Origin of the sequence: Bacillus cereus group sp. MYBK108-1, assembly GCF_051917185.1 — a bacterium.
Classification (GTDB): Bacteria; Bacillota; Bacilli; order Bacillales; family Bacillaceae_G; genus Bacillus_A; species Bacillus_A cereus.
On the sequence record NZ_JBQAHZ010000030.1, the window covers coordinates 17603 to 43224 of the forward strand.

Here is a 25622-nt window from a genome sequence, read left to right on the forward strand (position 1 = left end):
CACACCTCCGTTCGTTTTAAATATATATTACCAAACGTATGCTACTACTTCTCCACCAGTTTGTAATTGACGAGCGTCTTTGTCTGTCATTACTCCCTTAGATGTAGAAACAAGAGCGATACCTAATCCGTTAAGTACACGTGGTACTTCGTCAGCTTTAGCGTAAACGCGTAAGCCAGGTTTACTGATACGTTTTAATCCAGTGATTACACGTTCATTGTTTGCACCATATTTCAGGAAAATACGAAGGATACCTTGTTTGTTATCCTCGATGTATTCTACATCACGAATGAAACCTTCACGTTTTAAAAGTTCAGCGATCTCTTTTTTGATTTTAGAAGCAGGAACCTCTAATTTCTCATGACGTACCATGTTCGCATTACGGATGCGAGTAAGCATGTCTGCAATTGGATCTGTCATCACCATGTGTTTTACCTCCTTCCCATTTGTGGGTTTTACCAACTAGCTTTTTTAACACCAGGAATTTGACCTTTATATGCAAGTTCACGGAAACAAATACGGCAAAGTTTAAATTTGCGGTATACAGAATGCGGACGACCGCAGCGTTCGCAACGTGTATACTCTTGTACTTTAAACTTAGGAGTACGCTTTTGTTTCGCTATCATAGATTTTTTAGCCACGTTTTCGCCTCCTCTACTTAGCGTTGGCTTCCATTATTTTTGGAATGGCATACCGAATTGTGTTAAAAGTTCACGAGCTTCTTCATCAGTTTTCGCTGTAGTAACGATTACGATGTCCATACCGCGGACTTTGCTTACTTTATCATAATCAATCTCAGGGAAAATAAGTTGCTCTTTAACACCTAATGTATAGTTTCCACGACCATCGAATGATTTCTTAGAAACACCACGGAAATCACGTACACGTGGTAAAGAAACTGATACTAATTTGTCGAAGAACTCATACATTTGCTCGCCGCGTAAAGTTACTTTCGCACCGATTGGCATACCTTCACGAAGACGGAAACCAGCGATTGATTTTTTAGCACGAGTTACAACAGGTTTTTGACCTGTGATTTGTGTTAATTCTTCTACTGCGTTGTCTAACGCTTTTGAGTTAGATACCGCGTCACCAACACCAGTGTTGATTACGATCTTTTCGATTTTTGGTACCTGCATTACAGATTTATAGTTAAACTTGCTCACTAGAGCAGGAGTAATTTCCTTTTGGAACTTCTCTTTAAGGCGATTCAATGAAGTGACCTCCTTTCTTAAGAAAATTATTTATCTAATAATTCACCAGATTTTTTTGCAATACGAACTTTTTTACCATCTTCTACTTTGAAGCCTACGCGAGTAGGTTCACCTGTTTTCGGATCTAAAATCATAACGTTAGAAACGTGAATAGGTGCTTCTTTAGTAATAATTCCACCTTGTGGATTTAATTGAGATGGCTTAGAGTGCTTCTTAACGATATTGACACCCTCAACGATAACACGGTTTTGCTTTGGGAAAGCCACAAGGATAACGCCTTGTTTTCCTTTGTCTTTACCAGTGATTACCTGTACTTTATCACCTTTTTTTACATGCATCTTAATTCTGCACCTCCTTAGCAAGGCAATACCTTAAATTATAGAACTTCTGGAGCTAAAGAAACGATCTTCATGAAGTTGCTATCACGTAATTCACGAGCTACTGGTCCGAAGATACGAGTACCACGTGGGCTCTTATCGTCTTTAATGATAACCGCTGCGTTTTCATCAAATTTGATGTAAGAACCGTCCGGACGACGAGCTCCGCTCTTCGTACGTACTACTACTGCTTTAACAACGTCACCTTTTTTAACAACGCCACCTGGTGTTGCTTGTTTTACCGTAGCAACAATAATGTCACCAATGTTAGCATATTTACGACCAGAGCCGCCTAATACTTTAATTGTTAAAAGTTCACGTGCACCAGAGTTGTCAGCAACTTTCAAACGAGATTCTTGTTGGATCATGTTATGAAACCTCCCTTCGGACTAAAAATTCCGATTCGTCTATTTAGATAATAACCGCTTCTTCAACGATTTCAACTAAACGGAAACGCTTAGTAGCAGAAAGCGGGCGAGTTTCCATGATTTTAACGATATCGCCAAGTTTCGCTTGGTTTTGCTCATCATGGGCTTTGTACTTCTTAGAATACTTAACACGTTTTCCGTACAAGGAATGAGTTTTGTAAGTTTCAACTAAAACTGTAATCGTTTTGTCCATTTTGTCAGACACTACACGACCAGTATAAACTTTGCGTTGGTTACGTTCGCTCACTATGCAAACCTCCCCTCAATTTATCGATTAATTCCGATCTCTCTTTCACGAACTACAGTTTTCATACGAGCAATTGCTTTACGCACTTCACGAATGCGAGTTGGATTCTCTAATTGTCCTGTAGCAAGTTGGAAGCGAAGATTAAACAACTCTTCCTTTAAAGCTTTAACTTTTGTTTCGATTTCGGCAGTGGTTAATTCACGAATATCATTAGTTTTCATTAGATTCACCACCATTTTCTTCACGTTTTACGAATTTACATTTCACAGGTAACTTGTGAGCTGCAAGACGTAATGCTTCGCGTGCTACCTCTTCAGATACACCCGCGATTTCGAACATAATTTTCCCAGGTTTTACTACTGCTACCCAGCCTTCTGGTGCCCCTTTACCGGAACCCATACGTACTTCTAGAGGTTTTGCAGTGTAAGGTTTAGAAGGGAAAATTTTAATCCATACTTTACCGCCACGTTTCATGTAACGAGTCATTGCACGACGAGCAGCTTCGATTTGACGGTTTGTAATCCATGAAGCAGCTTGTGCTTGTAAACCGAATTCACCGAAAGCAATTTCAGTTCCACCTTTAGCACGACCACGCATTTTACCACGATGCTCTCTACGATATTTTACGCGTTTTGGCATTAACATATTATTTTCCTCCTTCCTCAGAAGCTTTCTTTTTTGTAGGAAGGACTTCTCCACGGTAGATCCATACTTTTACGCCTAATTTACCGTATGTTGTATCAGCTTCAACTGCTGCATAGTCAATATCAGCGCGAAGTGTATGAAGTGGAACAGTTCCTTCACTGTAAGATTCTGCACGAGCGATATCAGCTCCGCCAAGACGACCAGAAACCTGTGTTTTAATACCTTTAGCACCTGCACGCATAGCACGTTGAATAACTTGCTTTTGTGCACGACGGAATGATACACGGTTTTCTAATTGACGAGCGATGTTTTCGCCTACTAATTTAGCGTTAAGATCAGCTCTCTTAACTTCTAAAATGTTGATGTGTACACGCTTGCCTGTTAATTGGTTAAGAGCTTTACGAAGTGCTTCAACTTCAGTACCACCTTTACCAATTACCATACCAGGTTTTGCAGTGTGAATTGTAACATTTACACGATTTGCTGCACGTTCGATTTCTACTTTAGCAACAGCAGAATCTTTTAAGCGTACATTAATGTACTCACGGATTTTGATGTCTTCATGTAATAATGTAGCGTAATCTTTCTCAGCGAACCAACGAGATTCCCAGTCACGGATAACGCCGACACGAAGACCAATTGGATTAACCTTTTGACCCATCGATTATCCCTCCTTCTTTTCTGATACCACAACTGTGATGTGGCTTGTGCGTTTGTTAATTTGGCTTGCACGACCCATTGCACGTGGACGGAAACGTTTTAACGTTGGACCTTCGTCAACGAAAACTTTTTCTACAACTAGGTTGTTAATGTCCATCTCATAATTGTGCTCTGCATTTGCGATTGCAGATTTTAAAACTTTTTCTACAACTGGAGAAGCAGTTTTTGGTGTGTGGTTAAGGATAGCAATCGCTTCACCCACTTGCTTACCTCGGATTAAGTCTACTACTAAACGAACTTTACGAGGAGCAATACGAACTGTTCTCGCTACTGCTTTAGCTTGCATTGAAGTGCCTCCTCTCATTATCTTCTAGTTTTCTTATCGTCAGCAAGGTGACCTTTGTACGTACGAGTTGGTGCGAATTCACCTAACTTATGGCCAACCATATCCTCAGTGATGTACACAGGTACGTGTTTACGACCATCATATACAGCGATTGTGTGTCCGATGAACTGAGGGAAGATTGTTGAACGGCGAGACCAAGTTTTAACAACTTGTTTTTGCTCAGATGCAACTAATTTTTCCATTTTGCTCATTAAGTGATCATCGACAAATGGTCCTTTTTTTAAGCTACGAGCCATTTTGGTGCCTCCCTTCGTGATTGGCGTACGGTTCTAGAAATGAACCGTACTACAATCCCATTATTTTTTACGACGACGAACGATAAATTTGTCAGACGCTTTGTTTTTCTTACGAGTCTTGAATCCAAGAGTTGGTTTACCCCATGGAGACATTGGAGACTTACGTCCGATTGGAGAACGTCCTTCACCACCACCGTGTGGGTGATCAACAGGGTTCATTACAGAACCACGAACTGTTGGGCGTTTACCTAACCAGCGAGAGCGACCTGCTTTACCGATTTTGATAAGTTCGTGTTGTTCGTTACCTACTTGACCGATTGAAGCGCGACAAGCAGATAATACAAGACGTACTTCACCAGAAGTTAAACGTACAAGTACGTATTTACCTTCTTTACCAAGTACTTGAGCAGATGTACCAGCAGAACGAACTAATTGTCCGCCACGACCAGGCTTAAGCTCGATGTTATGAACAACAGTACCTACTGGAATGTTGATTAATGGTAATGCGTTACCGATTTTAATGTCAGCTTCTGGGCCAGACATAACTTCCATACCTACTTCTAAAGATTTAGGAGCAAGAATGTAACGTTTTTCACCGTCAACGTAGTTAATTAATGCGATATTCGCAGAGCGGTTTGGATCGTATTCGATCGTAGCAACGCGTCCTGGAATTCCATCTTTGTTACGCTTAAAGTCGATGATACGGTATTGACGCTTATGTCCGCCACCTTGATGACGTACAGTGATTTTACCTTGGTTATTACGACCAGCCTTCTTGCTTAAAGGAGCAAGTAATGACTTTTCGGGTCTATCAGTCGTGATTTCAGCGAAATCATTCGTAGTCATATTACGACGACCGTTAGTAGTTGGATTATACTTTTTGATTCCCATCTCAATTTCCCTCCTTCTTTAGTAAGAATTAAACGCCTTGGAAGATTTCGATTTCTTTGCTGTCAGCAGTTAGCTTAACGATTGCTTTACGACGACGGCTAGTAAAACCAGCGTGACGACCAACGCGTTTTGCTTTCGGCTTGTAGTTCATGATGTTCACTTTTTCTACTTTAACACCAAAGATCGCTTCAAGAGCATCTTTAACTTCTGTTTTATTAGATTTAACGTCCACATCGAACGTGTATTTTTTTTCAGCCATCATTTCCATAGAACGTTCAGTGATAACTGGGCGCTTAATGATATCACGAGGATCTCTCATTATGCAAGCACCTCCTCTACTTTTTCCACTGCCGCTTTTGTCATGATTAGCTTATCATGATGAAGCACGTCTAAAACGTTTACGCCATCAGCAGTGATTACTGTTACTCCAGGGATATTGCGAGCAGATAACTCTACAGATTCGTTTGCATCAGCAGTTACGATAAGAGCTTTCTTCTCAACAGTTAATCCTTTAAGTACTGCTAGCATGTCTTTTGTTTTTGGTGCATTTAACACTAGGTCTTCAAGAACTACAATGTTGTTCTCAACTACTTTAGTAGCTAATGCAGATTTGATTGCTAAACGACGAACTTTCTTAGGAAGTTTGTACGCATAGCTTCTTGGTGTAGGTCCGAATACCGTACCACCACCACGCCATTGAGGAGAGCGGATAGACCCTTGACGAGCACGTCCAGTTCCTTTTTGACGCCATGGTTTACGACCACCACCGCGAACTTCAGAGCGAGTTTTTACTTTGTGTGTACCTTGACGTAAAGATGCACGTTGCATCATTACAGCTTCGAAAAGTACAGCTTCATTTGGTTCGATACCGAAAATAGCTTCAGCTAATTCGATTTCACCAACCTGTGAACCAGTTTGGTTATATACAGTAACTTTTGGCATTGGAATTCCTCCTTCCTATTGTGAATTATTTGCTAACCTTCACAGCGCCTTGAACAACTACAAGAGATTTCTTAGCACCTGGAACGTTACCTTTTACTAGTAATAAGTTGCGCTCAGTGTCAACTTGAACGATTTCTAAGTTTTGGATAGTAACTTGGTCTCCACCCATACGTCCAGCAAGTTTTTTGCCTTTGAATACACGGTTCGGAGCAACTGGGCCCATTGAACCTGGACGACGGTGATAGCGAGAACCATGAGACATAGGTCCGCGAGATTGTCCGTGGCGTTTGATAACACCTTGGAAACCTTTACCTTTAGAAATTCCTGTTACATCAACGATTTCACCTGTAGCGAATACGTCAACTTTTACCTCTTGACCAACCTCTAATCCGTCCACGTCTGCATCGCGGATTTCGCGAATGAAGCGCTTAGGAGTTGTAGATGCTTTAGCAGTGTGGCCTTGTTCAGGTTTGTTAGTTAACTTTTCACGTTTATCTTCAAATCCTAACTGGATTGCATTGTAGCCATCAGTTTCAGTTGTTTTCTTTTGAAGAACAACGTTTGGATTAGCAGCGATAACTGTTACTGGGATTAACTCACCGTTCTCAGCAAATACTTGAGTCATACCGATCTTTCTTCCTAAGATTCCTTTGGTCATGAGTTACACCTCCTACATTTTTAAGTTATATAAATTATAGTTTGATTTCGATATCTACACCAGATGGTAAGTCTAAACGCATTAATGAATCTACTGTTTGTGGAGTAGGACTCACGATGTCGATTAGACGTTTGTGCGTGCGCATTTCGAATTGCTCACGAGAATCTTTGTACTTATGAACAGCACGAAGAATTGTGTAAACAGTTTTTTCAGTTGGTAATGGGATTGGACCAGAAACTGTTGCCCCAGAACGCTTAGCTGTTTCTACAATTTTCTCAGCTGACTGATCAAGAATACGGTGATCGTAAGCTTTTAAACGGATACGAATTTTTTCTTTTGCCATTATTTTCCCTCCTTCGTTCGCCTATTTCTAAAATAGACCTTCTCCATGGAAATTTCCCCACACCATGCCATGGCAAAGCGGCCGGGTGTGTCAGCAACCTTCCACTTCATCGCAGTCAAAGACCAACATTGTCTATTATACAATGTTATTCGTCTAGATGCAAGCATCTTTTTGTTTGCATCTGCTTTTCTCTACTTTTGCTATTATACATGGCACTTTAAAGAATTTCAAGTTTTCATCTAACAGAATTCATTTTACAGTTTCTGGATTATCTTTTGTCGTTTTTATAATACTATAGAAGAAACTCGTCAAAACAAAAAACACCCTCTTCTTCCTTATATAAACGCAAACAAAAAACCTAAGGGAAAATCCCTTAGGTTTTTTTATATCAGTTAAGATTACTCAACGATAGTAGCAACTACACCGTAACCTACTGTACGTCCACCTTCACGAATAGAGAATTTAGTTCCCTCTTCGATAGCGATTGGAGCGATAAGTTCGATAGTCATTTCGATGTTGTCACCAGGCATTACCATTTCAGTACCTTCTGGTAATTGGATGATACCAGTTACGTCAGTTGTACGGAAGTAGAACTGAGGACGGTAGTTAGCGAAGAATGGAGTGTGACGTCCACCTTCTTCTTTAGATAATACGAAAACTTCAGCTTTGAATTTAGCGTGAGCTTTTACAGAACCGCTTTTTGCAAGTACTTGTCCACGTTGGATGTCTTCACGAGCAACCCCACGAAGTAAAGCACCGATGTTGTCTCCAGCTTGAGCTTGGTCAAGAAGTTTACGGAACATCTCTACACCAGTTACAGTTGTAGAAGCATTTTCTTCAGCAAGACCGATGATTTCTACTACGTCACCAACTTTAACGATACCGCGCTCAACACGACCAGTAGCAACTGTACCACGACCTGTGATAGAGAATACGTCCTCTACAGGCATTAAGAATGGTTTGTCAGTTTCACGTTCTGGAGTTGGGATGTAAGCATCAACTTCAGCCATTAATTCAATGATTTTTGCTTCCCAATCAGCTTCTCCTTGAAGAGCTTTAAGAGCAGAACCTTTGATTACAGGAATGTCGTCGCCTGGGAATCCGTATTCAGATAATAGGTCGCGAACTTCCATTTCTACTAATTCTAATAATTCTTCGTCATCTACCATGTCGCATTTGTTTAAGAATACAACGATGTAAGGAACACCTACTTGACGAGAAAGAAGGATGTGCTCACGTGTTTGAGGCATTGGGCCATCAGCAGCAGATACTACTAAGATACCGCCGTCCATTTGAGCAGCACCAGTGATCATGTTTTTAACATAGTCAGCGTGACCTGGGCAGTCAACGTGTGCATAGTGACGAGTTTCAGTTTCGTACTCAACGTGTGCAGTTGAGATTGTGATACCGCGCTCTCTTTCTTCTGGAGCAGCATCGATTTGATCGTATCCGCGTGCTTCAGCACCACCAGCTTTTGCAAGAACTGTAGTGATCGCAGCAGTTAATGTAGTTTTACCATGGTCAACGTGGCCGATTGTACCGATGTTAACATGGGGTTTAGAACGTTCGAATTTAGCTTTAGCCATTCTAAATTCCTCCTTAGTTTATATAGGTTATTTTATATTTAGACTAGAAAGTGAAACTTACGTCCCACTTTCTAAGCTTACATAAGTAGTTATACTTGAACAATCGATAAAAATCAATTATTCACCTTTATTTTTTTTGATAATTTCTTCAGAAACAGACTTTGGTACTTCTTCATAGTGGTCAAACACCATAGAGAATGTTCCGCGTCCTTGAGTGTTAGAACGTAATGACGTTGCATAACCGAACATTTCAGAAAGTGGAACCATAGCGCGAACAACTTGTGCGTTACCGCGAGCTTCCATACCTTCTACACGTCCACGACGAGATGTTACGTCACCCATAATGTCACCCATGTACTCTTCAGGAATTACAACTTCAACTTTCATCATTGGCTCAAGAATTACTGGGCTACATTTAGAAACCGCAGCTTTAAGTGCCATAGATGCAGCGATTTTGAACGCCATCTCAGATGAATCGACATCATGGTAAGATCCGTCAACTAATGCAGCTTTAATGTCAACTAGTGGATAACCAGCTAGTACACCATTTTTAAGTGCATCTTCAAGACCTGCTCCAACAGCTGGGATGTATTCACGAGGAACTACACCACCGACGATCTTGTTTTCGAATTCGAATCCTTTACCTTCTTCGTTAGGTTCAAACTCAATCCAAACGTGACCGAATTGTCCACGACCACCAGATTGACGAGCGAACTTACCTTCAACTTTCGCAGCAGCGCGGAAAGTCTCACGGTATGCTACCTGAGGAGCACCAACGTTTGCTTCCACTTTGAATTCACGGCGCATACGGTCAACGATGATATCAAGGTGAAGTTCACCCATACCAGCGATGATAGTTTGGCCAGTTTCTTGGTCAGTGTGAGCACGGAATGTTGGATCTTCTTCAGAAAGCTTAGATAATGCTGTACCCATTTTATCTTGGTCAGCTTTAGATTTTGGTTCGATAGCTACAGAGATAACTGGCTCTGGGAATTCCATAGACTCAAGGATAACAAGGCTCTTCTCGTCACAAAGAGTATCACCAGTAGTAGTATCTTTTAAACCTACAGCAGCAGCGATATCACCAGCGTAAACTGTTGAAATCTCTTCACGGCTGTTAGCGTGCATTTGTAGGATACGACCTACACGCTCACGCTTACCTTTAGTTGAGTTTTTCACGTATGATCCAGAGTTTAACACACCAGAGTACACACGGAAGAACGTTAACTTACCAACATAAGGGTCAGTCATGATTTTGAATGCTAAAGCTGCGAATGGTTCTTCATCGCTAGACTTACGTTCTACTTCTTCATCTGTATCCGGTAGAGTACCTTTAATAGCAGGTACATCTAGTGGAGATGGAAGGTAGTCGATAACTGCGTCTAACAGAATTTGAACACCTTTGTTTTTGAATGCAGAACCACAGATTACTGGGAAGAATTCTACAGAAGTTGTAGCCTTACGGATACCAGCTTTAAGCTCTTCTACAGTGATTTCTTCACCTTCTAGGTACTTCATCATCATTTCTTCATCAAGCTCAGCTACCGCTTCAATAAGTTTTCCACGGTATTCTTCAGCTAATTCTTTGTGCTCTTCAGGAATTTCAACACGTTGAATGTCTGTTCCTAAATCGTTACCGTACATGTAAGCACACTCTTCAACAAGGTCAATGATACCATTGAACTCATCTTCAGCACCGATTGGTAACTGAATTGGATGTGCGTTTGCTTGTAAACGATCGTGGATTGTTCCTACAGAGTATAAGAAATCTGCACCGATCTTATCCATTTTGTTAACGAATACGATACGAGGTACGCCGTAAGTAGTAGCCTGACGCCAAACAGTTTCTGTTTGTGGTTCTACACCAGATTGCGCATCAAGTACTGCTACAGCGCCATCAAGTACGCGTAAAGAACGTTCTACTTCTACTGTGAAATCTACGTGTCCTGGAGTATCAATGATGTTTACACGATGACCTTTCCATTGTGCTGTAGTTGCAGCAGAAGTAATTGTGATACCACGCTCTTGCTCTTGCTCCATCCAGTCCATCTGAGATGCACCTTCGTGAGTTTCACCGATTTTATGAATACGTCCTGTGTAGTACAGAATACGCTCAGTTGCTGTTGTTTTACCAGCATCGATGTGAGCCATGATACCAATATTACGAGTGTTTTCTAAAGAGAACTCTCTTGCCATTTGGTGTCTTGCTCCTTCCATATATGGATTGGATTTTTTTATTTTAAGTAGCAAAAAAGCCACTTTATATTGTTACACATGTCAGTATGTCCAGTACTCTCATTATGTAAAACGAGCGCCCGATGAAAGGGAGAGGCATTCTCCCTCTCCACACTTCCATAAGCGACAAATAAAGCGGTTTATGCTTACATTTATTTTACGTTGAATCCTACCAACGGTAATGAGCAAATGCTTTGTTAGCTTCTGCCATTTTATGAGTGTCTTCACGTTTCTTAACAGATGCACCAGCGTTGTTAGCTGCATCTAAGATTTCGTTAGCAAGACGCTCTTCCATAGTTTTTTCACCACGAAGACGAGCGTAGTTTACTAACCAACGAAGACCTAAAGTTGTACGGCGTTCTGGACGAACCTCAACTGGAACTTGGTAGTTAGCACCACCAACACGACGAGCGCGTACTTCAAGAACAGGCATGATGTTCTTAAGAGCTTGCTCGAATACTTCCATTGGCTCTTTACCAGTACGTTCGTTTACGATATCGAACGCATTATAAAGAATTGTTTGAGATTTACCTTTTTTACCGTCAACCATCATTTTGTTGATAAGGCGTGTTACTAGCTTCGAATTGTACATTGGATCTGGTAACACGTCACGTTTCGCAACAGGTCCTTTACGAGGCATATTGAGTTCCTCCTTTCATTTTAAAGTTATTATTTTTTAGCAGGTTTTGGTCTCTTAGTACCATATTTAGAACGTCCTTGCATACGTTTGTCAACACCAGCTGTGTCAAGCGCACCACGAACGATGTGGTAACGTACCCCCGGTAAATCCTTTACACGACCACCGCGAATTAATACTACGCTATGCTCTTGTAGGTTATGACCGATACCTGGGATGTAAGCTGTAACCTCGATACCGTTTGTTAAACGTACACGAGCGTATTTACGTAACGCTGAGTTAGGTTTCTTTGGAGTCATTGTACCAACACGAGTACATACACCACGTTTTTGAGGTGCAGAGATATCAGTTGATTTTTTCTTTAAAGAGTTAAAACCTTTGTTTAACGCAGGTGATTTAGATTTCCATACTTTATCAGTACGACCATTTCTCACTAATTGGTTAATAGTAGGCATTTGATTATCCTCCCTTCGCATGTTTGTATGACCACATATCCAGGTGGTTCATTATTAGTTGAAAACAAAGTTTTTGCAAGGAAGAGCAAATGCTCTCTCCTCACAAAAACAGTTTTAACTTATTATTCCTATTGCTGAAGCTCCCACTTGAATCCCCGAAGCTTTACCAAGCTTACGAACTGATTCAACTTTTGTTATGGGCACGTTATATTGCATTGCAATACGAATGATAGCATGGGTTAACCGCATGTCAGCATCCTCTGCGATGACAACTTCTTTAACTGTACCATTTTTGATTGCTTCCAATGTGCGTTTATGACCAACGACTACATTTTCAGCAGTTGATACTTTTTGATAAGACATATAAATATCCTCCAAAGCATCGTTCAGGAGCAACCTTGATTATAGTAACATTTTGACTCATACAATGTCAACTAAGATTAATTGTTTTTATACAAAATTTATGACGGAAAATTTTACTGTTCCACATAAACCTCATCGTTTTCTACGTTCATGTCATCTTGTGTTGTTTTTACAAGATCCACTTTGCGATAACGATTCATACCTGTTCCAGCAGGAACAAGTTTACCGATAATAACATTTTCTTTTAATCCTAGAAGTTCATCGCGTTTACCCTTAATTGCTGCATCAGTTAAGACACGAGTTGTTTCTTGGAACGATGCTGCAGATAAGAATGAATCTGTTTCAAGTGAAGCTTTTGTAATACCAAGTAGAACAGGTCTAGCTGTTGCTGGTTGCTTACCTTGCAGTAAGACCTTAGCATTCGCATCAGTAAACTGATGGATATCTAGTAATGTTCCTGGTAATACATCTGTTTCACCTGCATCACTTACACGAACTTTACGTAACATTTGACGTACCATTACCTCTACGTGTTTGTCACCAATTTCTACCCCTTGCATACGGTATACTTTTTGAACTTCACGTAATAAGTATTCTTGAACCGCCGTAATGTCCGTTACTTTTAGTAATTCTTTCGGATCAATAGAACCTTCTGTTAACTCTTTACCGTGGCTAATTGGCTGTCCTGGAGTTACTTTCAGACGAGCACCGTAAGGAATAGCATACGTACGAGCTTCAACTTCACCCTGTACAACTACTTCTTGGCGATCTTTAACGTCGTTGATCGCTGCGATAACACCGTCGATTTCACTGATAACTGCCTGACCTTTCGGATTACGAGCTTCGAAGATCTCTTGGATACGAGGTAAACCTTGAGTAATATCATCTCCGGCAACCCCACCTGTATGGAATGTACGCATCGTTAACTGTGTACCTGGCTCACCGATAGATTGAGCTGCGATAATACCTACCGCTTCTCCTACTTCTACGTCTGTTCCAGTTGCTAAGTTACGACCGTAACACTTCTTACATACACCGTGGCGAGTGTTACACGTAAACGCTGAACGAATGTTTACAGTTTCAACACCCGAATTTTCAACGATATGAGCGATATCTTCAGTAATTAATTGATTTTCAGCAACTAATACTTCACCTGTTTCAGGATGTTTTACAGTTTTTCTTGCAAAACGTCCAACAAGACGATCATATAATGACTCGATAACTTCATTACCCTCTTTAATCGCACCAATTAATAAACCGCGATCTGTTCCACAATCATCTTCACGAACGATTACATCTTGTGCAACGTCAACAAGACGACGTGTTAAGTAACCAGAATCGGCAGTTTTAAGTGCTGTATCGGCAAGACCTTTACGCGCACCATGCGTAGAGATGAAGTACTCAAGTACTGTTAAACCTTCACGGAAACTCGATTTGATTGGAAGTTCGATGATACGACCAGATGGATTGGCCATAAGACCACGCATACCAGCAAGCTGAGTAAAGTTAGATGCGTTACCACGGGCACCTGAGTCACTCATCATGAAGATTGGGTTGCGTTTATTCAAGGATTTCATTAGTTTTCCTTGGATAACATCTTTTGCATTACTCCAAATAGAGATAACGCGATCGTAACGTTCTTCTTCCGTGATTAAACCGCGACGGAATTGTTTAATTACATTATCTACTTTTGCTTGTGCTTCGTGGAGAATTTCATCTTTTTCGCCTAATACAAGAATGTCAGATACTCCAACTGTAATACCAGCTTTTGTAGAGTACTTGAATCCTAAGTTTTTCATACGGTCAAGCATGCGAGACGTTTCTGTAATTTGGAAACGTTTGAACACTTCCGCAATGATGTTACCAAGGATCTTCTTGCTAAATGGCGCCACTTCTTCGCGACTAGCAATAATTTCTTTAATGTTCGCACCTTTTTCAACGAAATATTTCGCTGGTGTTTCTTTTTCAAGGTTTGAATTTGTTGGTTCATTAATATAAGGGAACGACTCTGGTAAGATTTCGTTAAATATTAATTTACCAACTGTTGTTAATAGAAGCATACTCTTTTGCTCTTCAGTAAATGTTGCGTTGTTTACTGCACTTGCAGCTACTGCAACACGTGTATGAAGATGAACATATCCATTTTGATATGCAAGCAATGCTTCGTTTGCATCTTTGAAGACCATACCTTCACCGATTGCACCTTCACGCTCAAGTGTTAAGTAATAGTTACCTAATACCATATCCTGAGATGGAGTAACAACTGGTTTACCGTCTTTCGGGTTCAAGATGTTTTGTGCCGCTAACATAAGAAGACGAGCTTCAGCTTGAGCTTCTGATGATAAAGGTACGTGAACGGCCATTTGGTCACCGTCAAAGTCCGCGTTGTATGCAGTACATACAAGTGGGTGAAGACGGATTGCGCGACCTTCTACTAATGTAGGTTCAAACGCCTGGATACCAAGACGGTGAAGTGTTGGTGCGCGGTTTAGAAGTACTGGATGTTCTTTAATCACAGACTCTAAAACGTCCCAAACTTCAGGTTGTACACGCTCGATTTTACGTTTCGCACTCTTAATGTTATGTGCTAATCCTTTTTCAACTAACTCTTTCATTACGAAAGGTTTGAACAGTTCAAGCGCCATTTCTTTTGGCAATCCACATTGATACATCTTTAAGTTCGGTCCTACAACGATTACAGAACGACCAGAGTAGTCAACACGTTTACCTAATAAGTTTTGACGGAAACGTCCTTGTTTACCTTTTAGCATGTGAGATAGTGATTTTAATGGACGGTTACCTGGCCCAGTAACTGGACGGCCACGACGACCATTATCGATTAATGCGTCTACAGCTTCTTGTAACATACGTTTTTCGTTTTGAACGATGATGCTTGGTGCACCTAAGTCCAATAGACGTTTTAAACGGTTGTTACGGTTAATTACACGACGGTATAAGTCGTTTAAGTCAGAAGTAGCAAAACGTCCACCGTCTAACTGTACCATTGGGCGTAGTTCTGGTGGGATTACTGGTAGAACATCTAAGATCATCCAAGACGGTTCATTTCCAGAGTTACGGAATGCTTCTAATACTTCTAGACGTTTAATAGCACGAGTACGGCGTTGTCCTTGTGCTGTTTTTAATTCTTCTTTTAAGAAGTCTACTTCTTTATCTAAATCGATGTCTTGTAGTAGCTTTTTAATTGCTTCTGCACCCATAGCAGCTTGGAATGTGCTACCATATCGATCACGATATGCACGGTATTCTTTTTCAGAAAGTAATTGCTTCTTATCAAGTGGTGTATCTCCACTTTCTGTTACAACATAAGAAGCGAAATAAATTACTTCTTCAAGCGCGCGAGGGGACATGTCTAAGACAAGTCCCATGCGGCTCGGGATACCTTTGAAATACCAAATATGAGATACAGGAGCAGCTAATTCGATATGACCCATACGTTCACGACGTACTTTTGCACGCGTTACTTCAACGCCACATCGATCACAAACTACACCTTTATAACGTACACGTTTGTATTTTCCGCAATGACATTCCCAGTCCTTTTGTGGTCCGAAAATACGCTCACAGAACAAGCCATCTTTTTCAGGCTTTAACGTACGATAGTTAATAGTTTCTGGTTTCTTAACTTCACCGTATGACCAAGAACGAATCTTGTCAGGTGAAGCAAGTCCAATCTTCATATATTCAAAGTTATTTACATCTATCAAGGGGCCTACCTCCCTTTTAGTCTACAGGTTATCCCAATTATTCCTTAGTTGTCTCAACTTCGACATTCAATTTATCTGCTGATTGATGATCATCGTCATCTTCTGTATCACGCATTTCAATTTCTGTATCGTCGCTAGACATCATTTTAACGTCCATACCTAAACTTTGCAGCTCTTTAATCAATACTTTGAATGATTCAGGAACGCCTGGTTCTGGAACATTTTCGCCTTTAACAATTGCTTCATAAGTCTTAACACGTCCAACAACATCATCAGACTTCACTGTTAAGATTTCTTGAAGAGTATAAGCAGCACCGTAAGCTTCAAGTGCCCAAACCTCCATCTCACCGAAACGCTGTCCACCGAACTGAGCTTTACCTCCAAGAGGTTGCTGCGTTACAAGTGAGTATGGTCCAGTAGAACGAGCATGAAGTTTATCGTCAACCATGTGCGCAAGTTTGATCATATACATGACACCAACAGATACGCGGTTATCGAATGGTTCACCAGTACGTCCGTCATACAGGATTGTTTTCGCGTCATTTGCCATACCAGCTTCTTCAATTGTGCCCCAAACATCTTCCTCACGAGCACCATCGAATACTGGTGTTGCAATGTGAATGCCAAGGTATCTTGCTGCCATACCAAGATGAAGCTCTAATACCTGACCGATATTCATACGAGATGGTACCCCTAATGGGTTTAACATGATATCGATTGGCGTACCGTCTGGTAGGTAAGGCATATCTTCTTCTGGTAAAATACGAGAAATAACACCTTTGTTACCGTGACGTCCGGCCATCTTGTCACCTTCAGAAATTTTACGTTTTTGAACGATATATGCACGTACAAGTTGATTCACGCCCGGTGGCAATTCATCGCCATCTTCACGGTTGAATACTTTTACGTCTAAGATAATACCGCCACCACCGTGTGGTACACGTAGTGATGTATCACGTACTTCACGCGCTTTTTCTCCAAAGATAGCATGTAATAGACGTTCTTCAGCTGTTAATTCTGTTACACCTTTAGGTGTTACTTTACCAACAAGTAAATCTCCATCTTTTACTTCAGCACCAACGCGAATGATACCGCGCTCGTCAAGGTTACGTAATGCGTCTTCCCCAACGTTTGGAATGTCACGTGTAATTTCTTCTGGTCCAAGCTTCGTATCACGAGCTTCTGATTCATATTCTTCAATATGAATAGAAGTGTACACATCATCTTTTACAAGGCGCTCACTCATAATGATCGCATCCTCGTAGTTATAACCGTCCCAAGTCATGAAGCCAACAAGCACGTTACGTCCAAGTGCTAGTTCACCTAATTCCATAGAAGGACCATCCGCAAGGATTTCACCTTTTACAACTTCATTTCCAACACTTACGATTGGACGTTGGTTGTAACAAGTTCCTTGGTTAGAACGAATGAATTTTTGCATTTTGTAGCGATCTAAGTCGCCTTTTACTGTTTGACCGTCAACTTCTACATAGCGACGTACCCAAACTTCACGTGCTTCTACGCGCTCAACAACACCAGGATGTTTACAGATTACTGCAGCACCTGAGTCTTTTGCTGATACGTACTCCATACCTGTACCTACAATCGGAGATTCCGGATTCATTAACGGAACCGCCTGACGTTGCATGTTCGCTCCCATAAGTGCGCGGTTAGAGTCATCGTTTTCTAAGAACGGAATACAAGCTGTCGCTGCCGACACTACTTGTTTTGGAGATACATCCATGTAGTCGATGCGTTCTCTATTTGTGACAATGTTTTCACCACGGAAACGAGCTACGATATCTTCACTTAGGAATTCACCTTCGTCAGATAATTTCATATTCGCTTGGGCTACAACATAGTTATCTTCTTCATCTGCTGTTAAGTAATCAACATGCCCTGTTACAAGACCAGTTTCTGGGTCAACACGACGGTATGGTGTTTCAATGAAACCAAACTCATTTACTTTTGCGAACGAAGATAATGAGTTAATCAAACCGATGTTTGGTCCCTCTGGTGTTTCAATCGGACACATACGACCGTAGTGAGAGTAATGAACGTCACGCACTTCAAAGCCTGCGCGCTCACGCGTTAAACCACCAGGTCCTAATGCAGATAGTCTTCGTTTGTGAGTTAACTCTGCTAATGGGTTTGTTTGGTCCATAAACTGAGATAACTGAGAACTTCCGAAGAACTCTTTAATAGATGCAATAACAGGACGAATATTAATTAGTGCCTGTGGTGTAATTGCATTTGTATCTTGGATCGACATTCTCTCACGAACAACACGTTCCATACGAGAAAGACCGATACGGAATTGATTTTGTAACAGTTCTCCAACAGAACGCAGACGACGGTTTCCTAAATGGTCAATATCATCTGTATCCCCTACTTTGTATAGTAGGTTGAAGAAGTAACTGATAGAAGCAAGGATATCACCTGGTGTGATGTGTTTCACATCACGAGTAATGTTTGCATTACCAATTACATTAATTACGCGTTCGCCTTCCGACTCAGGAGCATAAATCTTAATAGATTGCAGCTCAACATCGCCTTCTACCACTCCACCCATTGGTTTCGCTGTTTTGAATCCAATGTTTTTCTCTAAGTAAGGTAAAATGCGATCAAGTGTACGACGATCTAAGATTGTTCCTTCTGCCGCTAAAATTTCACCAGTTTCTGGATCCACTAATGTTTCAGCTAAACGTTGATTAAACAATCTGTTTTTAATGTGTAACTTCTTGTTGATCTTATAGCGACCTACATTTGCTAAATCGTAGCGCTTTGGATCAAAGAAACGAGACACAAGTAAGCTCTTAGCATTTTCTACCGTTGGTGGTTCACCAGGACGTAGACGCTCATAAATTTCAAGCAATGCTTTTTCTGTGCTATCTGTGTTGTCTTTTTCTAATGTGTTGCTTAAGTATTCGTTATCACCTAAAAGCTCGGTGATTTCTTGATCAGAGCCAAACCCTAATGCGCGTAACAAAACAGTTACAGGAAGTTTACGCGTACGGTCAATACGCACATATACAACATCCTTAGCATCTGTCTCATACTCTAACCAAGCTCCGCGGTTTGGAATTACAGTAGCAGTAAAACCACGTTTTCCGTTTTTATCCACTTTGCCACTATAGTATACGCTTGGAGAGCGAACTAACTGGGAAACGATAACACGTTCTGCACCGTTAATTACGAATGTTCCAGTCTCTGTCATGAGTGGGAAATCTCCCATGAACACATCTTGTTCTTTTACTTCACCAGTTTCCTTGTTGATTAGACGCACTTTTACACGAAGTGGTGCTGCATACGTCACATCACGCTCTTTGCATTCGTCTACAGAGTATTTAGGTTCACCTAAGCTGTAGTCGATAAATTCAAGCGATAGATTTCCCGTAAAGTCTTCAATCGGAGAAATGTCTTGGAACATTTCTCGCAAACCCTCATCAAGAAACCACTGATAAGAAGAGGTTTGAATTTCGATAAGATTTGGTAACTCTAATACTTCACTAATACGGGCATAACTTCTTCGTTGGCGGTGGCGTCCGTATTGAACTAGTTGACCTGTCAACTGCTTCACCCCTCAAATCATGAGTATTATAAATGCACAAAAAAATTTGTGCAAAATCACAAATAAATACAACTACTGCTATTAGCGTAGTCTCTTTCTCTTAAAGATAAATACGTTGAGTCTTTCTACCTGCTCAAAAAAGAAAAATGGCTTCTATAAGAAAACCATCATTCTGTTTCATAATCTGCTGATTTTACTATCTTTTCCAAGAGAAACAAAAATATACATCTTTCTCAACGCAGAAAATCATATATTGGCATTGTATAATGTTAACATAGCCAAAAATAACCGTCAACGTTTTTTTGATTTTATGATATAATATCCTTTTTTCTTTTCTACAACCTCAACCTCAGAAAATACTTCTTCTAGTTTTTTTAGCGCAGACGGTGCACCTTGTTTCTTTTGAATAACAATCCAAAGTTCTCCACCTGGAACTAAATACTCCACAGCTTTTTCTAAAATCTCATGTACGATATCTTTACCCGCACGAATTGGAGGGTTAGATAGAATAGCAGCATACTTACCATCTACATTTTCATAGACGCTACTTTGAAAAATACGTATATTCTCGATTTTGTTATTAGCGGCGTTTTCTTTCGCAAGCCCAAGTGCCCTCTCATTCACATCCACCATGTGAACTTCACGACCTTGAAACTCTTTCGCTAACGACAAACCAATAGGACCGTATCCGCAACCTACGTCTAATATATCACCTTTAATATCTGGCATTTGAAACGCTTCAATTAAAAGACGGGAACCAAAGTCCACTTCGTTTTTCGAGAACACCCCATGGTCAGATAAGAAAGTAAATCGAGATCCACGAAGGGCAAACTCCCATCGCTTACGATCACTTTTACTAGAAGGGTCGTTAGAAAAATAATGGTCTGCCATATGGCCACCTCTTTTCTTTACAGTTAAAAAAAAAGCTCGCATGAGAGCGAGCTTTTTTTAAAGCATCAAAAGTTAATTACTTAACTTCTACAGCAGCGCCAACTTCTTCAAGTTTAGCTTTGATTTCTTCAGCTTCTTCTTTAGCAGCAGCTTCTTTGATTACTTTTGGAGTGTTGTCAACTAATTCTTTAGCTTCTTTTAAGCCAAGACCAGTGATTTCACGAACAACTTTGATAACTTTGATTTTTTGTGCACCAGCGCTAGTTAGTTCCACATCAAATTCAGTTTTCTCAGCAGCAGCTTCTCCAGCGCCACCAGCAACAGCTACAGGAGCAGCAGCAGTTACGCCGAATTCTTCCTCGATAGCTTTTACTAAGTCGTTAAGTTCTAATACAGTCATAGATTTAACTGCTTCAATGATTTGTTCTTTAGTCATTGTAAATATCCTCCCTTAAATAGGTTTGTATTGTTTTATCGATAATACGTAATTATCTTTTAAAAAATTAAGCGCCTTGCTCTTCCTTTTGGTCTGCAACTGCTTTAGTAGCAAGTGCAAGGTTACGGATTGGAGCTTGAAGAACGCTAAGAAGCATAGAAAGTAAGCCTTCACGTGATGGAAGAGTAGCGATTGCTTTAACCTCATCAAGTGTTACAAGTTTACCTTCGATTACGCCCGCTTTAATTTCTAAAGCTTCATGATCTTTAGCGAAGTCGTTTAATACTTTCGCAGGAGCAACTACATCCTCGTTACTGAACGCGATTGCGTTTGGTCCTGTTAAGAATTCATTTAACTCAGCCATTTCAGCAGATTCTGCAGCACGACGAGTTAGAGAGTTTTTGTAAACTTTGAACTCAACGCCAGCTTCACGTAATTGCTTACGTAATTCTGTTGCTTCAGAAACTGTTAAACCACGGTAGTCAACAACGATTGTAGATTTACTAGCGCGAAGTTTGTCCGCGATTTCAGTTACAACTTGTTGTTTAGTTTCGATTACTTTGCTCATGTTATTACACCTCCTGTAGATTATATAGAAGATGTACCGAAAGTGCACTAAAAACCTCCATGCCCAACTTGTAGACATGGAGGCATATAGTCACAGAAAAAAGATTCCGCTTCGTATATTAACACCTAGGTAGGAAATTAAGTCTATTGACACCTACTGTCTACGGTACACTAATTAAATTCACAACATAAATGATTATATTAAAACTTCTTTATGAAGTCAACTTCCAAAATTTACGCTAATGTAGAAACGTCTACACGTACGCCAGGTCCCATTGTAGAAGCAACTGTTACGTTCTTCATGTAAGTACCTTTTGCAGCAGCTGGCTTAACTTTTTGTAAAGTGTCAGCAATTGTTTTGAAGTTTTCTACTAATTTAGCATCTTCGAAAGATACTTTACCGATTGGAACGTGGATGTTACCAGCTTTATCAACGCGGTATTCAACTTTACCAGCTTTGATTTCGTTAACAGCTTTAGTTACATCGAAAGTAACTGTTCCAGTTTTAGGGTTTGGCATTAAACCTTTAGGTCCTAATACGCGACCAAGTTTACCAACTTCACCCATCATGTCAGGAGTTGCTACTACTACATCGAAATCGAACCAACCTTGTTGGATTTTACCGATGTAATCAGTATCGCCTACGAAGTCAGCTCCAGCAGCTTCAGCTTCTTTAGCTTTTTCACCTTTAGCAAATACTAATACACGTTGTACTTTACCAGTACCGTGTGGAAGAACAACTGCACCACGGATTTGTTGGTCAGCTTTCTTAGGGTCAACACCTAAACGGAATGCAGCTTCTACAGTTGCATCAAATTTAGCTGTGTTTGTTTTCTTTACTAATTCTACTGCTTCTGTCGCAGAGTAAGCAGCTGCACGATCAACAAGCTTTGCAGCTTCTACGTACTTTTTACCTCTTTTAGCCATTTTTATTTCCTCCTCGAATGTGGTTTTAGCGGAATAACCTCCCACGTTTACGCCTGTTTTCAGGTATAACCTGAGGATGAGCGCCATCCATTTATTTAAAAACGATAATCATTTACGATAATAAAGGTTGCGAATTGGAATTCCAGACCCGCAACCTTTTTTAAAAACAAATCGAATTAGTCTTCGATAACGATGCCCATACTGCGTGCAGTACCTTCAACCATACGCATTGCAGCTTCTACGCTAGCAGCGTTTAGGTCAGGCATTTTAGTTTCAGCGATTTCGCGTACTTTATCACGCTTAACAGTTGCCACTTTATTACGGTTTGGTTCACCAGAACCAGACTCAATACCAGCTACTTTCTTAAGAAGAACAGCAGCAGGAGGAGTTTTAGTAATGAAAGTGAATGAACGGTCCTCAAATACCGTAATTTCAACAGGGATGATAAGACCAGCTTGATCTGCTGTACGAGCGTTAAACTCTTTACAGAAGCCCATGATGTTAACACCTGCTTGTCCTAATGCTGGACCAACTGGTGGAGCTGGGTTAGCTTTACCTGCAGGAATTTGAAGCTTTACCATTTTAATTACCTTTTTAGCCACGAGACACACCTCCTTAAGTCCGTGATGTGGTCAATTGGACAGTGATTTGCCCTCCCACGTCATATTTTATCTGTAAGGATAAAATCTTTCAAAAAACGTCTCCGATAACGAAGACGTACTGACTTAAAAGATATTATCACTTTTTACAATTCATTTCAAGTTTCATTTTATAATTTTTCAATTTGATGGAAGTCAAGTTCAACTGGAGTCTCGCGACCAAACATGTCCACAAGCACGCTAACCTTTTTCTTCTCCACATCAATTTCTTCAATAGCACCTGTATAATCTGCGAATGGTCCCTCATTTACACGTACTGTCTCATGAAGTTCAAAGTCGAAATCAACCACTTCGTTATCCATTCCCATATGTTTCATAATGGTAACAACTTCCTCTTCTAATAGAGGTGATGGTTTAGATCCAGAACCAGAAGAACCAACGAACCCAGTTACACCCGGCGTGTTACGTACAACATACCAAGAGTCATCAGTCATGATTAATTCTACTAATACATAACCTGGGAACACTTTTCTTTTCATTAATTTTTCTTTTCCGTTTTTCATTTCTACTTCTACTTCTTCCGGGACAACAACACGGAAAATTTTATCTTGCATACCCATTGATTCTACACGTTTCTCTAGGTTTGCTTTTACTTTATTTTCATATCCAGAATAAGTATGGACAACATACCAACTTTTTTCCATTCATTTAGGACGAGCGTCCTTCCCTCCCTGACGTACATTTTTTTGCGCAAATGAAAAAACCCGTTCACCGGGCTTTTACACAGTTCTTATAAATAACATTATATCATGGATAAGTGCTTCTTATTCAAGAATTAACCAAGAATTAACCAAGAATTAACCGAATTAAAGAAGAAATGCCCATATCAACTACTGCGAAGAAAATCGCAAAGAACACAACTGTAGCAACAACAGTCGCTGTTGAGCGGAGTAATTCATCTTTTTTAGGCCAACTTACTTTTTTCATTTCGCGACCTACATCGCCGAAAAAGTTCGTTAAACGCATCTGCGGGACCTCCAGTGTATTATTTCAATTATTTATTTTGTTTCCTTGTGAACTGTATGCTGATTGCATGTTTTACAAAACTTTTTTATTTCAAGTCGCTCTATTGAGCTCGTATCTTTCATAGTAGAGTAGTTTCGATTTTTACACTCTTCACATGAGAGTACAACTTTTTTCCTCATTAGTTACACCAACCTTGTAACATTATGTCCCTAAAAATGTATCATACAATAAAAGACAATGTCAATGACATGCATTTTGTACTCTCTACAAAAGAAAACAGGTGATTTATTTTACACCTGTAGCACTTGTTACTTCTTATGAATTTAAAGTTGTACTTTCTCTCATTTCCATATATCGTTCCAATTTTCTCTTTACTCTTTGTAAAGCGTTATCAATAGATTTCACATGCCTGTTTAACTGTTCTGAAATCTCTTGATAAGAACGACCATCTAAATATAAAGAAAGCACTTTCCTTTCTAAATCGCTTAATAATTCAGATATTTTTGATTCTATGTCTGTATATTCTTCCTGGCTAATGATCATCTCTTCAGGATCAGTCACCTTCGCTTCAGAAATAACATCCAATAACGTTCGATCAGATTCCTCATCGTAAATCGGCTTATCTAAAGACACATACGAATTTAAAGGAATATGTTTTTGTCTTGTTGCCGTTTTAATAGCGGTAATAATTTGTCGAGTGATACATAGTTCAGCAAATGCTTTGAATGAAGACAGCTTGTCCTCTTTATAATCACGAATTGCTTTAAACAACCCTATCATACCTTCTTGAACAATGTCTTCTCGATCGGCACCCACTAAAAAGTAAGATCTTGATTTCGCACGAACAAAGTTCTTATACTTGTGAATTAAATATTCTAGAGCGTCAGTATTACCTTTTCGAACTAACTCAACGATTGCCTCATCCTCTAAATCACGAAATGTAACGTCGCCTATACTTACGAAGCCTGCTTCCACCTTGATCCCTCCGACCGCTATTTATTTAGCAATATTATACAGTAAAAAGATAAAGAGCGTCAATGCTTCAACGCTCTCCTCTTCTTAATTTTTCTAATTTTTCTGTAATATCTTTACTAAATATCTTTCGCATGGCGGGCTGCTGTTCTTTCGTGTCTTTTGTGCGCCTTCTTACTTGTTGTTCCATCGCTTGTACTTCCAACTCTAATTCACGCGCAGATTTTCGAAGGGCACCTTGCCCAAATATAACCCATTGTTCTGTATAATCAGAAGTCGCAACATATATTTGTGTATTTATATTTCTAAGCTCTATCGCAAGTTGCTCTATCTTTTCGTCTGCAGTTTGATTCTTTCGTGTGAATATTACTTCTACACGAGATTGTTTCATCTTTTTTTCAATACCATGGACTGTATAGGCATCAAAGACTATCATCACTTTTGTACCTGTATAACCTTGATAATCCGCCATCTTATCAATAAGCGCATCTCTTGATGATTGTAAATCTACATCCCGCAGTTTCTTCAAATCTCCCCAAGCTCCGATAATGTTGTAACCGTCAACGATTAAAATATCGTTCATTT

Annotated in this window: 33 protein-coding genes and 1 other annotated feature; all 33 genes read right to left on the minus strand. The window is 40.1% G+C overall.

The window, feature by feature from the left end; all coding sequences use genetic code 11:
- Positions 1-27: 27 nt before the first annotated feature.
- Complete coding sequence (gene rpsH / locus ACTFSL_RS26865) at positions 28-426, minus strand: 30S ribosomal protein S8 (RefSeq protein ID WP_000245511.1); 399 nt, start codon at positions 424-426, stop codon at positions 28-30.
- 29 nt (positions 427-455) lie between these two features.
- Positions 456-641, minus strand: coding sequence for a 30S ribosomal protein S14 (rpsN, locus tag ACTFSL_RS26870; RefSeq protein ID WP_001085700.1), 186 nt, complete (start codon positions 639-641; stop codon positions 456-458).
- A gap of 33 nt (positions 642-674) precedes the next feature.
- A complete protein-coding gene (rplE, locus tag ACTFSL_RS26875) occupies positions 675-1214 on the minus strand; it encodes a 50S ribosomal protein L5 (protein ID WP_001080831.1) in 540 nt (179 codons plus the stop codon).
- Positions 1215-1240: 26 nt separating this feature from the next.
- Entirely contained in the window at positions 1241-1552 is a 312-nt protein-coding gene (rplX, locus tag ACTFSL_RS26880; RefSeq protein ID WP_000558200.1) for a 50S ribosomal protein L24, read from the minus strand.
- 38 nt (positions 1553-1590) lie between these two features.
- Entirely contained in the window at positions 1591-1959 is a 369-nt protein-coding gene (gene rplN / locus ACTFSL_RS26885) for a 50S ribosomal protein L14 (RefSeq protein WP_000615912.1), read from the minus strand.
- 43 nt (positions 1960-2002) lie between these two features.
- Positions 2003-2266: a 30S ribosomal protein S17 gene (rpsQ, locus tag ACTFSL_RS26890; RefSeq protein ID WP_000004106.1), complete on the minus strand. Its 264-nt coding sequence runs from the start codon at positions 2264-2266 to the stop codon at positions 2003-2005.
- Between the two features lie 20 nt (positions 2267-2286).
- Entirely contained in the window at positions 2287-2487 is a 201-nt protein-coding gene (gene rpmC / locus ACTFSL_RS26895) for a 50S ribosomal protein L29 (RefSeq protein ID WP_000855718.1), read from the minus strand.
- Positions 2477-2911 (minus strand): 50S ribosomal protein L16, encoded by a 435-nt coding sequence (gene rplP / locus ACTFSL_RS26900; RefSeq protein WP_000928969.1) that lies wholly within the window; start codon positions 2909-2911, stop codon positions 2477-2479. Before rplP ends, rpmC begins: the two co-directional genes overlap by 11 nt.
- Position 2912: 1 nt before the next feature.
- Positions 2913-3572: a 30S ribosomal protein S3 gene (gene rpsC / locus ACTFSL_RS26905; protein WP_000529956.1), complete on the minus strand. Its 660-nt coding sequence runs from the start codon at positions 3570-3572 to the stop codon at positions 2913-2915.
- A 3-nt stretch (positions 3573-3575) separates the two neighbouring features.
- On the minus strand, positions 3576-3917 hold the full coding sequence (gene rplV, locus ACTFSL_RS26910; RefSeq protein ID WP_001148024.1) for a 50S ribosomal protein L22: 342 nt from the start codon (positions 3915-3917) through the stop codon (positions 3576-3578).
- 17 nt (positions 3918-3934) lie between these two features.
- Entirely contained in the window at positions 3935-4213 is a 279-nt protein-coding gene (gene rpsS, locus ACTFSL_RS26915) for a 30S ribosomal protein S19 (protein WP_000124454.1), read from the minus strand.
- A gap of 60 nt (positions 4214-4273) precedes the next feature.
- A complete protein-coding gene (gene rplB, locus ACTFSL_RS26920; protein WP_000511583.1) occupies positions 4274-5104 on the minus strand; it encodes a 50S ribosomal protein L2 in 831 nt (276 codons plus the stop codon).
- A 28-nt stretch (positions 5105-5132) separates the two neighbouring features.
- Entirely contained in the window at positions 5133-5423 is a 291-nt protein-coding gene (rplW, locus tag ACTFSL_RS26925) for a 50S ribosomal protein L23 (protein WP_001205558.1), read from the minus strand.
- Entirely contained in the window at positions 5423-6046 is a 624-nt protein-coding gene (gene rplD / locus ACTFSL_RS26930; RefSeq protein WP_001127258.1) for a 50S ribosomal protein L4, read from the minus strand. Before rplD ends, rplW begins: the two co-directional genes overlap by 1 nt.
- Positions 6047-6071: 25 nt before the next feature.
- Positions 6072-6704, minus strand: a complete 633-nt coding sequence (gene rplC, locus ACTFSL_RS26935; protein ID WP_000160207.1) for a 50S ribosomal protein L3 — start codon at positions 6702-6704, stop codon at positions 6072-6074.
- Positions 6705-6738: 34 nt separating this feature from the next.
- The gene (rpsJ, locus tag ACTFSL_RS26940; protein WP_001040596.1) at positions 6739-7047 is read right to left on the minus strand and encodes a 30S ribosomal protein S10; all 309 of its coding nucleotides are present in this window, start codon (positions 7045-7047) and stop codon (positions 6739-6741) included.
- A gap of 398 nt (positions 7048-7445) precedes the next feature.
- The gene (gene tuf / locus ACTFSL_RS26945) at positions 7446-8633 is read right to left on the minus strand and encodes an elongation factor Tu (RefSeq protein WP_001029614.1); all 1188 of its coding nucleotides are present in this window, start codon (positions 8631-8633) and stop codon (positions 7446-7448) included.
- Positions 8634-8750: 117 nt separating this feature from the next.
- A complete protein-coding gene (gene fusA, locus ACTFSL_RS26950; protein ID WP_000090370.1) occupies positions 8751-10829 on the minus strand; it encodes an elongation factor G in 2079 nt (692 codons plus the stop codon).
- 208 nt (positions 10830-11037) lie between these two features.
- Positions 11038-11508, minus strand: coding sequence for a 30S ribosomal protein S7 (rpsG, locus tag ACTFSL_RS26955; RefSeq protein WP_001137491.1), 471 nt, complete (start codon positions 11506-11508; stop codon positions 11038-11040).
- A gap of 29 nt (positions 11509-11537) precedes the next feature.
- Complete coding sequence (gene rpsL / locus ACTFSL_RS26960; RefSeq protein WP_001142341.1) at positions 11538-11960, minus strand: 30S ribosomal protein S12; 423 nt, start codon at positions 11958-11960, stop codon at positions 11538-11540.
- A gap of 114 nt (positions 11961-12074) precedes the next feature.
- The gene (locus ACTFSL_RS26965; RefSeq protein ID WP_000121836.1) at positions 12075-12323 is read right to left on the minus strand and encodes a 50S ribosomal protein L7ae-like protein; all 249 of its coding nucleotides are present in this window, start codon (positions 12321-12323) and stop codon (positions 12075-12077) included.
- A gap of 113 nt (positions 12324-12436) precedes the next feature.
- A complete protein-coding gene (rpoC, locus tag ACTFSL_RS26970; protein ID WP_000567939.1) occupies positions 12437-16048 on the minus strand; it encodes a DNA-directed RNA polymerase subunit beta' in 3612 nt (1203 codons plus the stop codon).
- A gap of 37 nt (positions 16049-16085) precedes the next feature.
- A complete protein-coding gene (gene rpoB, locus ACTFSL_RS26975; protein WP_000147553.1) occupies positions 16086-19619 on the minus strand; it encodes a DNA-directed RNA polymerase subunit beta in 3534 nt (1177 codons plus the stop codon).
- Between the two features lie 291 nt (positions 19620-19910).
- A complete protein-coding gene (locus ACTFSL_RS26980; RefSeq protein ID WP_000763263.1) occupies positions 19911-20510 on the minus strand; it encodes a class I SAM-dependent methyltransferase in 600 nt (199 codons plus the stop codon).
- Between the two features lie 76 nt (positions 20511-20586).
- Positions 20587-20946, minus strand: a complete 360-nt coding sequence (gene rplL / locus ACTFSL_RS26985; RefSeq protein WP_000159736.1) for a 50S ribosomal protein L7/L12 — start codon at positions 20944-20946, stop codon at positions 20587-20589.
- A 67-nt stretch (positions 20947-21013) separates the two neighbouring features.
- A complete protein-coding gene (gene rplJ, locus ACTFSL_RS26990; RefSeq protein WP_000048716.1) occupies positions 21014-21514 on the minus strand; it encodes a 50S ribosomal protein L10 in 501 nt (166 codons plus the stop codon).
- A gap of 39 nt (positions 21515-21553) precedes the next feature.
- Positions 21554-21698 (minus strand) — a sequence feature (ribosomal protein L10 leader region).
- A gap of 49 nt (positions 21699-21747) precedes the next feature.
- Complete coding sequence (gene rplA, locus ACTFSL_RS26995; protein ID WP_001987630.1) at positions 21748-22440, minus strand: 50S ribosomal protein L1; 693 nt, start codon at positions 22438-22440, stop codon at positions 21748-21750.
- A 176-nt stretch (positions 22441-22616) separates the two neighbouring features.
- Entirely contained in the window at positions 22617-23042 is a 426-nt protein-coding gene (gene rplK / locus ACTFSL_RS27000; protein WP_001085872.1) for a 50S ribosomal protein L11, read from the minus strand.
- A gap of 167 nt (positions 23043-23209) precedes the next feature.
- Positions 23210-23743: a transcription termination/antitermination protein NusG gene (gene nusG, locus ACTFSL_RS27005; protein WP_000415794.1), complete on the minus strand. Its 534-nt coding sequence runs from the start codon at positions 23741-23743 to the stop codon at positions 23210-23212.
- A gap of 142 nt (positions 23744-23885) precedes the next feature.
- Complete coding sequence (secE, locus tag ACTFSL_RS27010) at positions 23886-24065, minus strand: preprotein translocase subunit SecE (RefSeq protein WP_001241323.1); 180 nt, start codon at positions 24063-24065, stop codon at positions 23886-23888.
- Between the two features lie 32 nt (positions 24066-24097).
- Positions 24098-24244, minus strand: coding sequence for a 50S ribosomal protein L33 (rpmG, locus tag ACTFSL_RS27015; protein WP_014481927.1), 147 nt, complete (start codon positions 24242-24244; stop codon positions 24098-24100).
- Positions 24245-24380: 136 nt separating this feature from the next.
- Positions 24381-25040, minus strand: a complete 660-nt coding sequence (locus ACTFSL_RS27020; RefSeq protein ID WP_000387193.1) for an RNA polymerase sporulation sigma factor SigH — start codon at positions 25038-25040, stop codon at positions 24381-24383.
- Between the two features lie 67 nt (positions 25041-25107).
- A complete protein-coding gene (locus ACTFSL_RS27025; protein ID WP_000997886.1) occupies positions 25108-25620 on the minus strand; it encodes an NYN domain-containing protein in 513 nt (170 codons plus the stop codon).
- Positions 25621-25622 lie beyond the last annotated feature (2 nt).

What these genes read in the sequence shown, in the direction of transcription:
- rpsH (WP_000245511.1), bottom strand. Translation starts at nt 426, where the DNA reads ATGGTGATGACAGATCCAATTGCAGACATGCTTACTCGCATCCGTAAT.
- rplX (WP_000558200.1), bottom strand. Translation starts at nt 1,552, where the DNA reads ATGCATGTAAAAAAAGGTGATAAAGTACAGGTAATCACTGGTAAAGAC.
- rplN (WP_000615912.1), bottom strand. Translation starts at nt 1,959, where the DNA reads ATGATCCAACAAGAATCTCGTTTGAAAGTTGCTGACAACTCTGGTGCA.
- rpmC (WP_000855718.1), bottom strand. Translation starts at nt 2,487, where the DNA reads ATGAAAACTAATGATATTCGTGAATTAACCACTGCCGAAATCGAAACA.
- rplP (WP_000928969.1), bottom strand. Translation starts at nt 2,911, where the DNA reads ATGTTAATGCCAAAACGCGTAAAATATCGTAGAGAGCATCGTGGTAAA.
- rpsC (WP_000529956.1), bottom strand. Translation starts at nt 3,572, where the DNA reads ATGGGTCAAAAGGTTAATCCAATTGGTCTTCGTGTCGGCGTTATCCGT.
- rplV (WP_001148024.1), bottom strand. Translation starts at nt 3,917, where the DNA reads ATGCAAGCTAAAGCAGTAGCGAGAACAGTTCGTATTGCTCCTCGTAAA.
- rpsS (WP_000124454.1), bottom strand. Translation starts at nt 4,213, where the DNA reads ATGGCTCGTAGCTTAAAAAAAGGACCATTTGTCGATGATCACTTAATG.
- rplB (WP_000511583.1), bottom strand. Translation starts at nt 5,104, where the DNA reads ATGGGAATCAAAAAGTATAATCCAACTACTAACGGTCGTCGTAATATG.
- rplW (WP_001205558.1), bottom strand. Translation starts at nt 5,423, where the DNA reads ATGAGAGATCCTCGTGATATCATTAAGCGCCCAGTTATCACTGAACGT.
- rplD (WP_001127258.1), bottom strand. Translation starts at nt 6,046, where the DNA reads ATGCCAAAAGTTACTGTATATAACCAAACTGGTTCACAGGTTGGTGAA.
- rplC (WP_000160207.1), bottom strand. Translation starts at nt 6,704, where the DNA reads ATGACCAAAGGAATCTTAGGAAGAAAGATCGGTATGACTCAAGTATTT.
- rpsJ (WP_001040596.1), bottom strand. Translation starts at nt 7,047, where the DNA reads ATGGCAAAAGAAAAAATTCGTATCCGTTTAAAAGCTTACGATCACCGT.
- tuf (WP_001029614.1), bottom strand. Translation starts at nt 8,633, where the DNA reads ATGGCTAAAGCTAAATTCGAACGTTCTAAACCCCATGTTAACATCGGT.
- fusA (WP_000090370.1), bottom strand. Translation starts at nt 10,829, where the DNA reads ATGGCAAGAGAGTTCTCTTTAGAAAACACTCGTAATATTGGTATCATG.
- rpsG (WP_001137491.1), bottom strand. Translation starts at nt 11,508, where the DNA reads ATGCCTCGTAAAGGACCTGTTGCGAAACGTGACGTGTTACCAGATCCA.
- rpsL (WP_001142341.1), bottom strand. Translation starts at nt 11,960, where the DNA reads ATGCCTACTATTAACCAATTAGTGAGAAATGGTCGTACTGATAAAGTA.
- ACTFSL_RS26965 (WP_000121836.1), bottom strand. Translation starts at nt 12,323, where the DNA reads ATGTCTTATCAAAAAGTATCAACTGCTGAAAATGTAGTCGTTGGTCAT.
- ACTFSL_RS26980 (WP_000763263.1), bottom strand. Translation starts at nt 20,510, where the DNA reads ATGGCAGACCATTATTTTTCTAACGACCCTTCTAGTAAAAGTGATCGT.
- rplL (WP_000159736.1), bottom strand. Translation starts at nt 20,946, where the DNA reads ATGACTAAAGAACAAATCATTGAAGCAGTTAAATCTATGACTGTATTA.
- rplJ (WP_000048716.1), bottom strand. Translation starts at nt 21,514, where the DNA reads ATGAGCAAAGTAATCGAAACTAAACAACAAGTTGTAACTGAAATCGCG.
- rplA (WP_001987630.1), bottom strand. Translation starts at nt 22,440, where the DNA reads ATGGCTAAAAGAGGTAAAAAGTACGTAGAAGCTGCAAAGCTTGTTGAT.
- nusG (WP_000415794.1), bottom strand. Translation starts at nt 23,743, where the DNA reads ATGGAAAAAAGTTGGTATGTTGTCCATACTTATTCTGGATATGAAAAT.
- secE (WP_001241323.1), bottom strand. Translation starts at nt 24,065, where the DNA reads ATGCGTTTAACGAACTTTTTCGGCGATGTAGGTCGCGAAATGAAAAAA.
- rpmG (WP_014481927.1), bottom strand. Translation starts at nt 24,244, where the DNA reads ATGAGGAAAAAAGTTGTACTCTCATGTGAAGAGTGTAAAAATCGAAAC.
- ACTFSL_RS27025 (WP_000997886.1), bottom strand. Translation starts at nt 25,620, where the DNA reads ATGAACGATATTTTAATCGTTGACGGTTACAACATTATCGGAGCTTGG.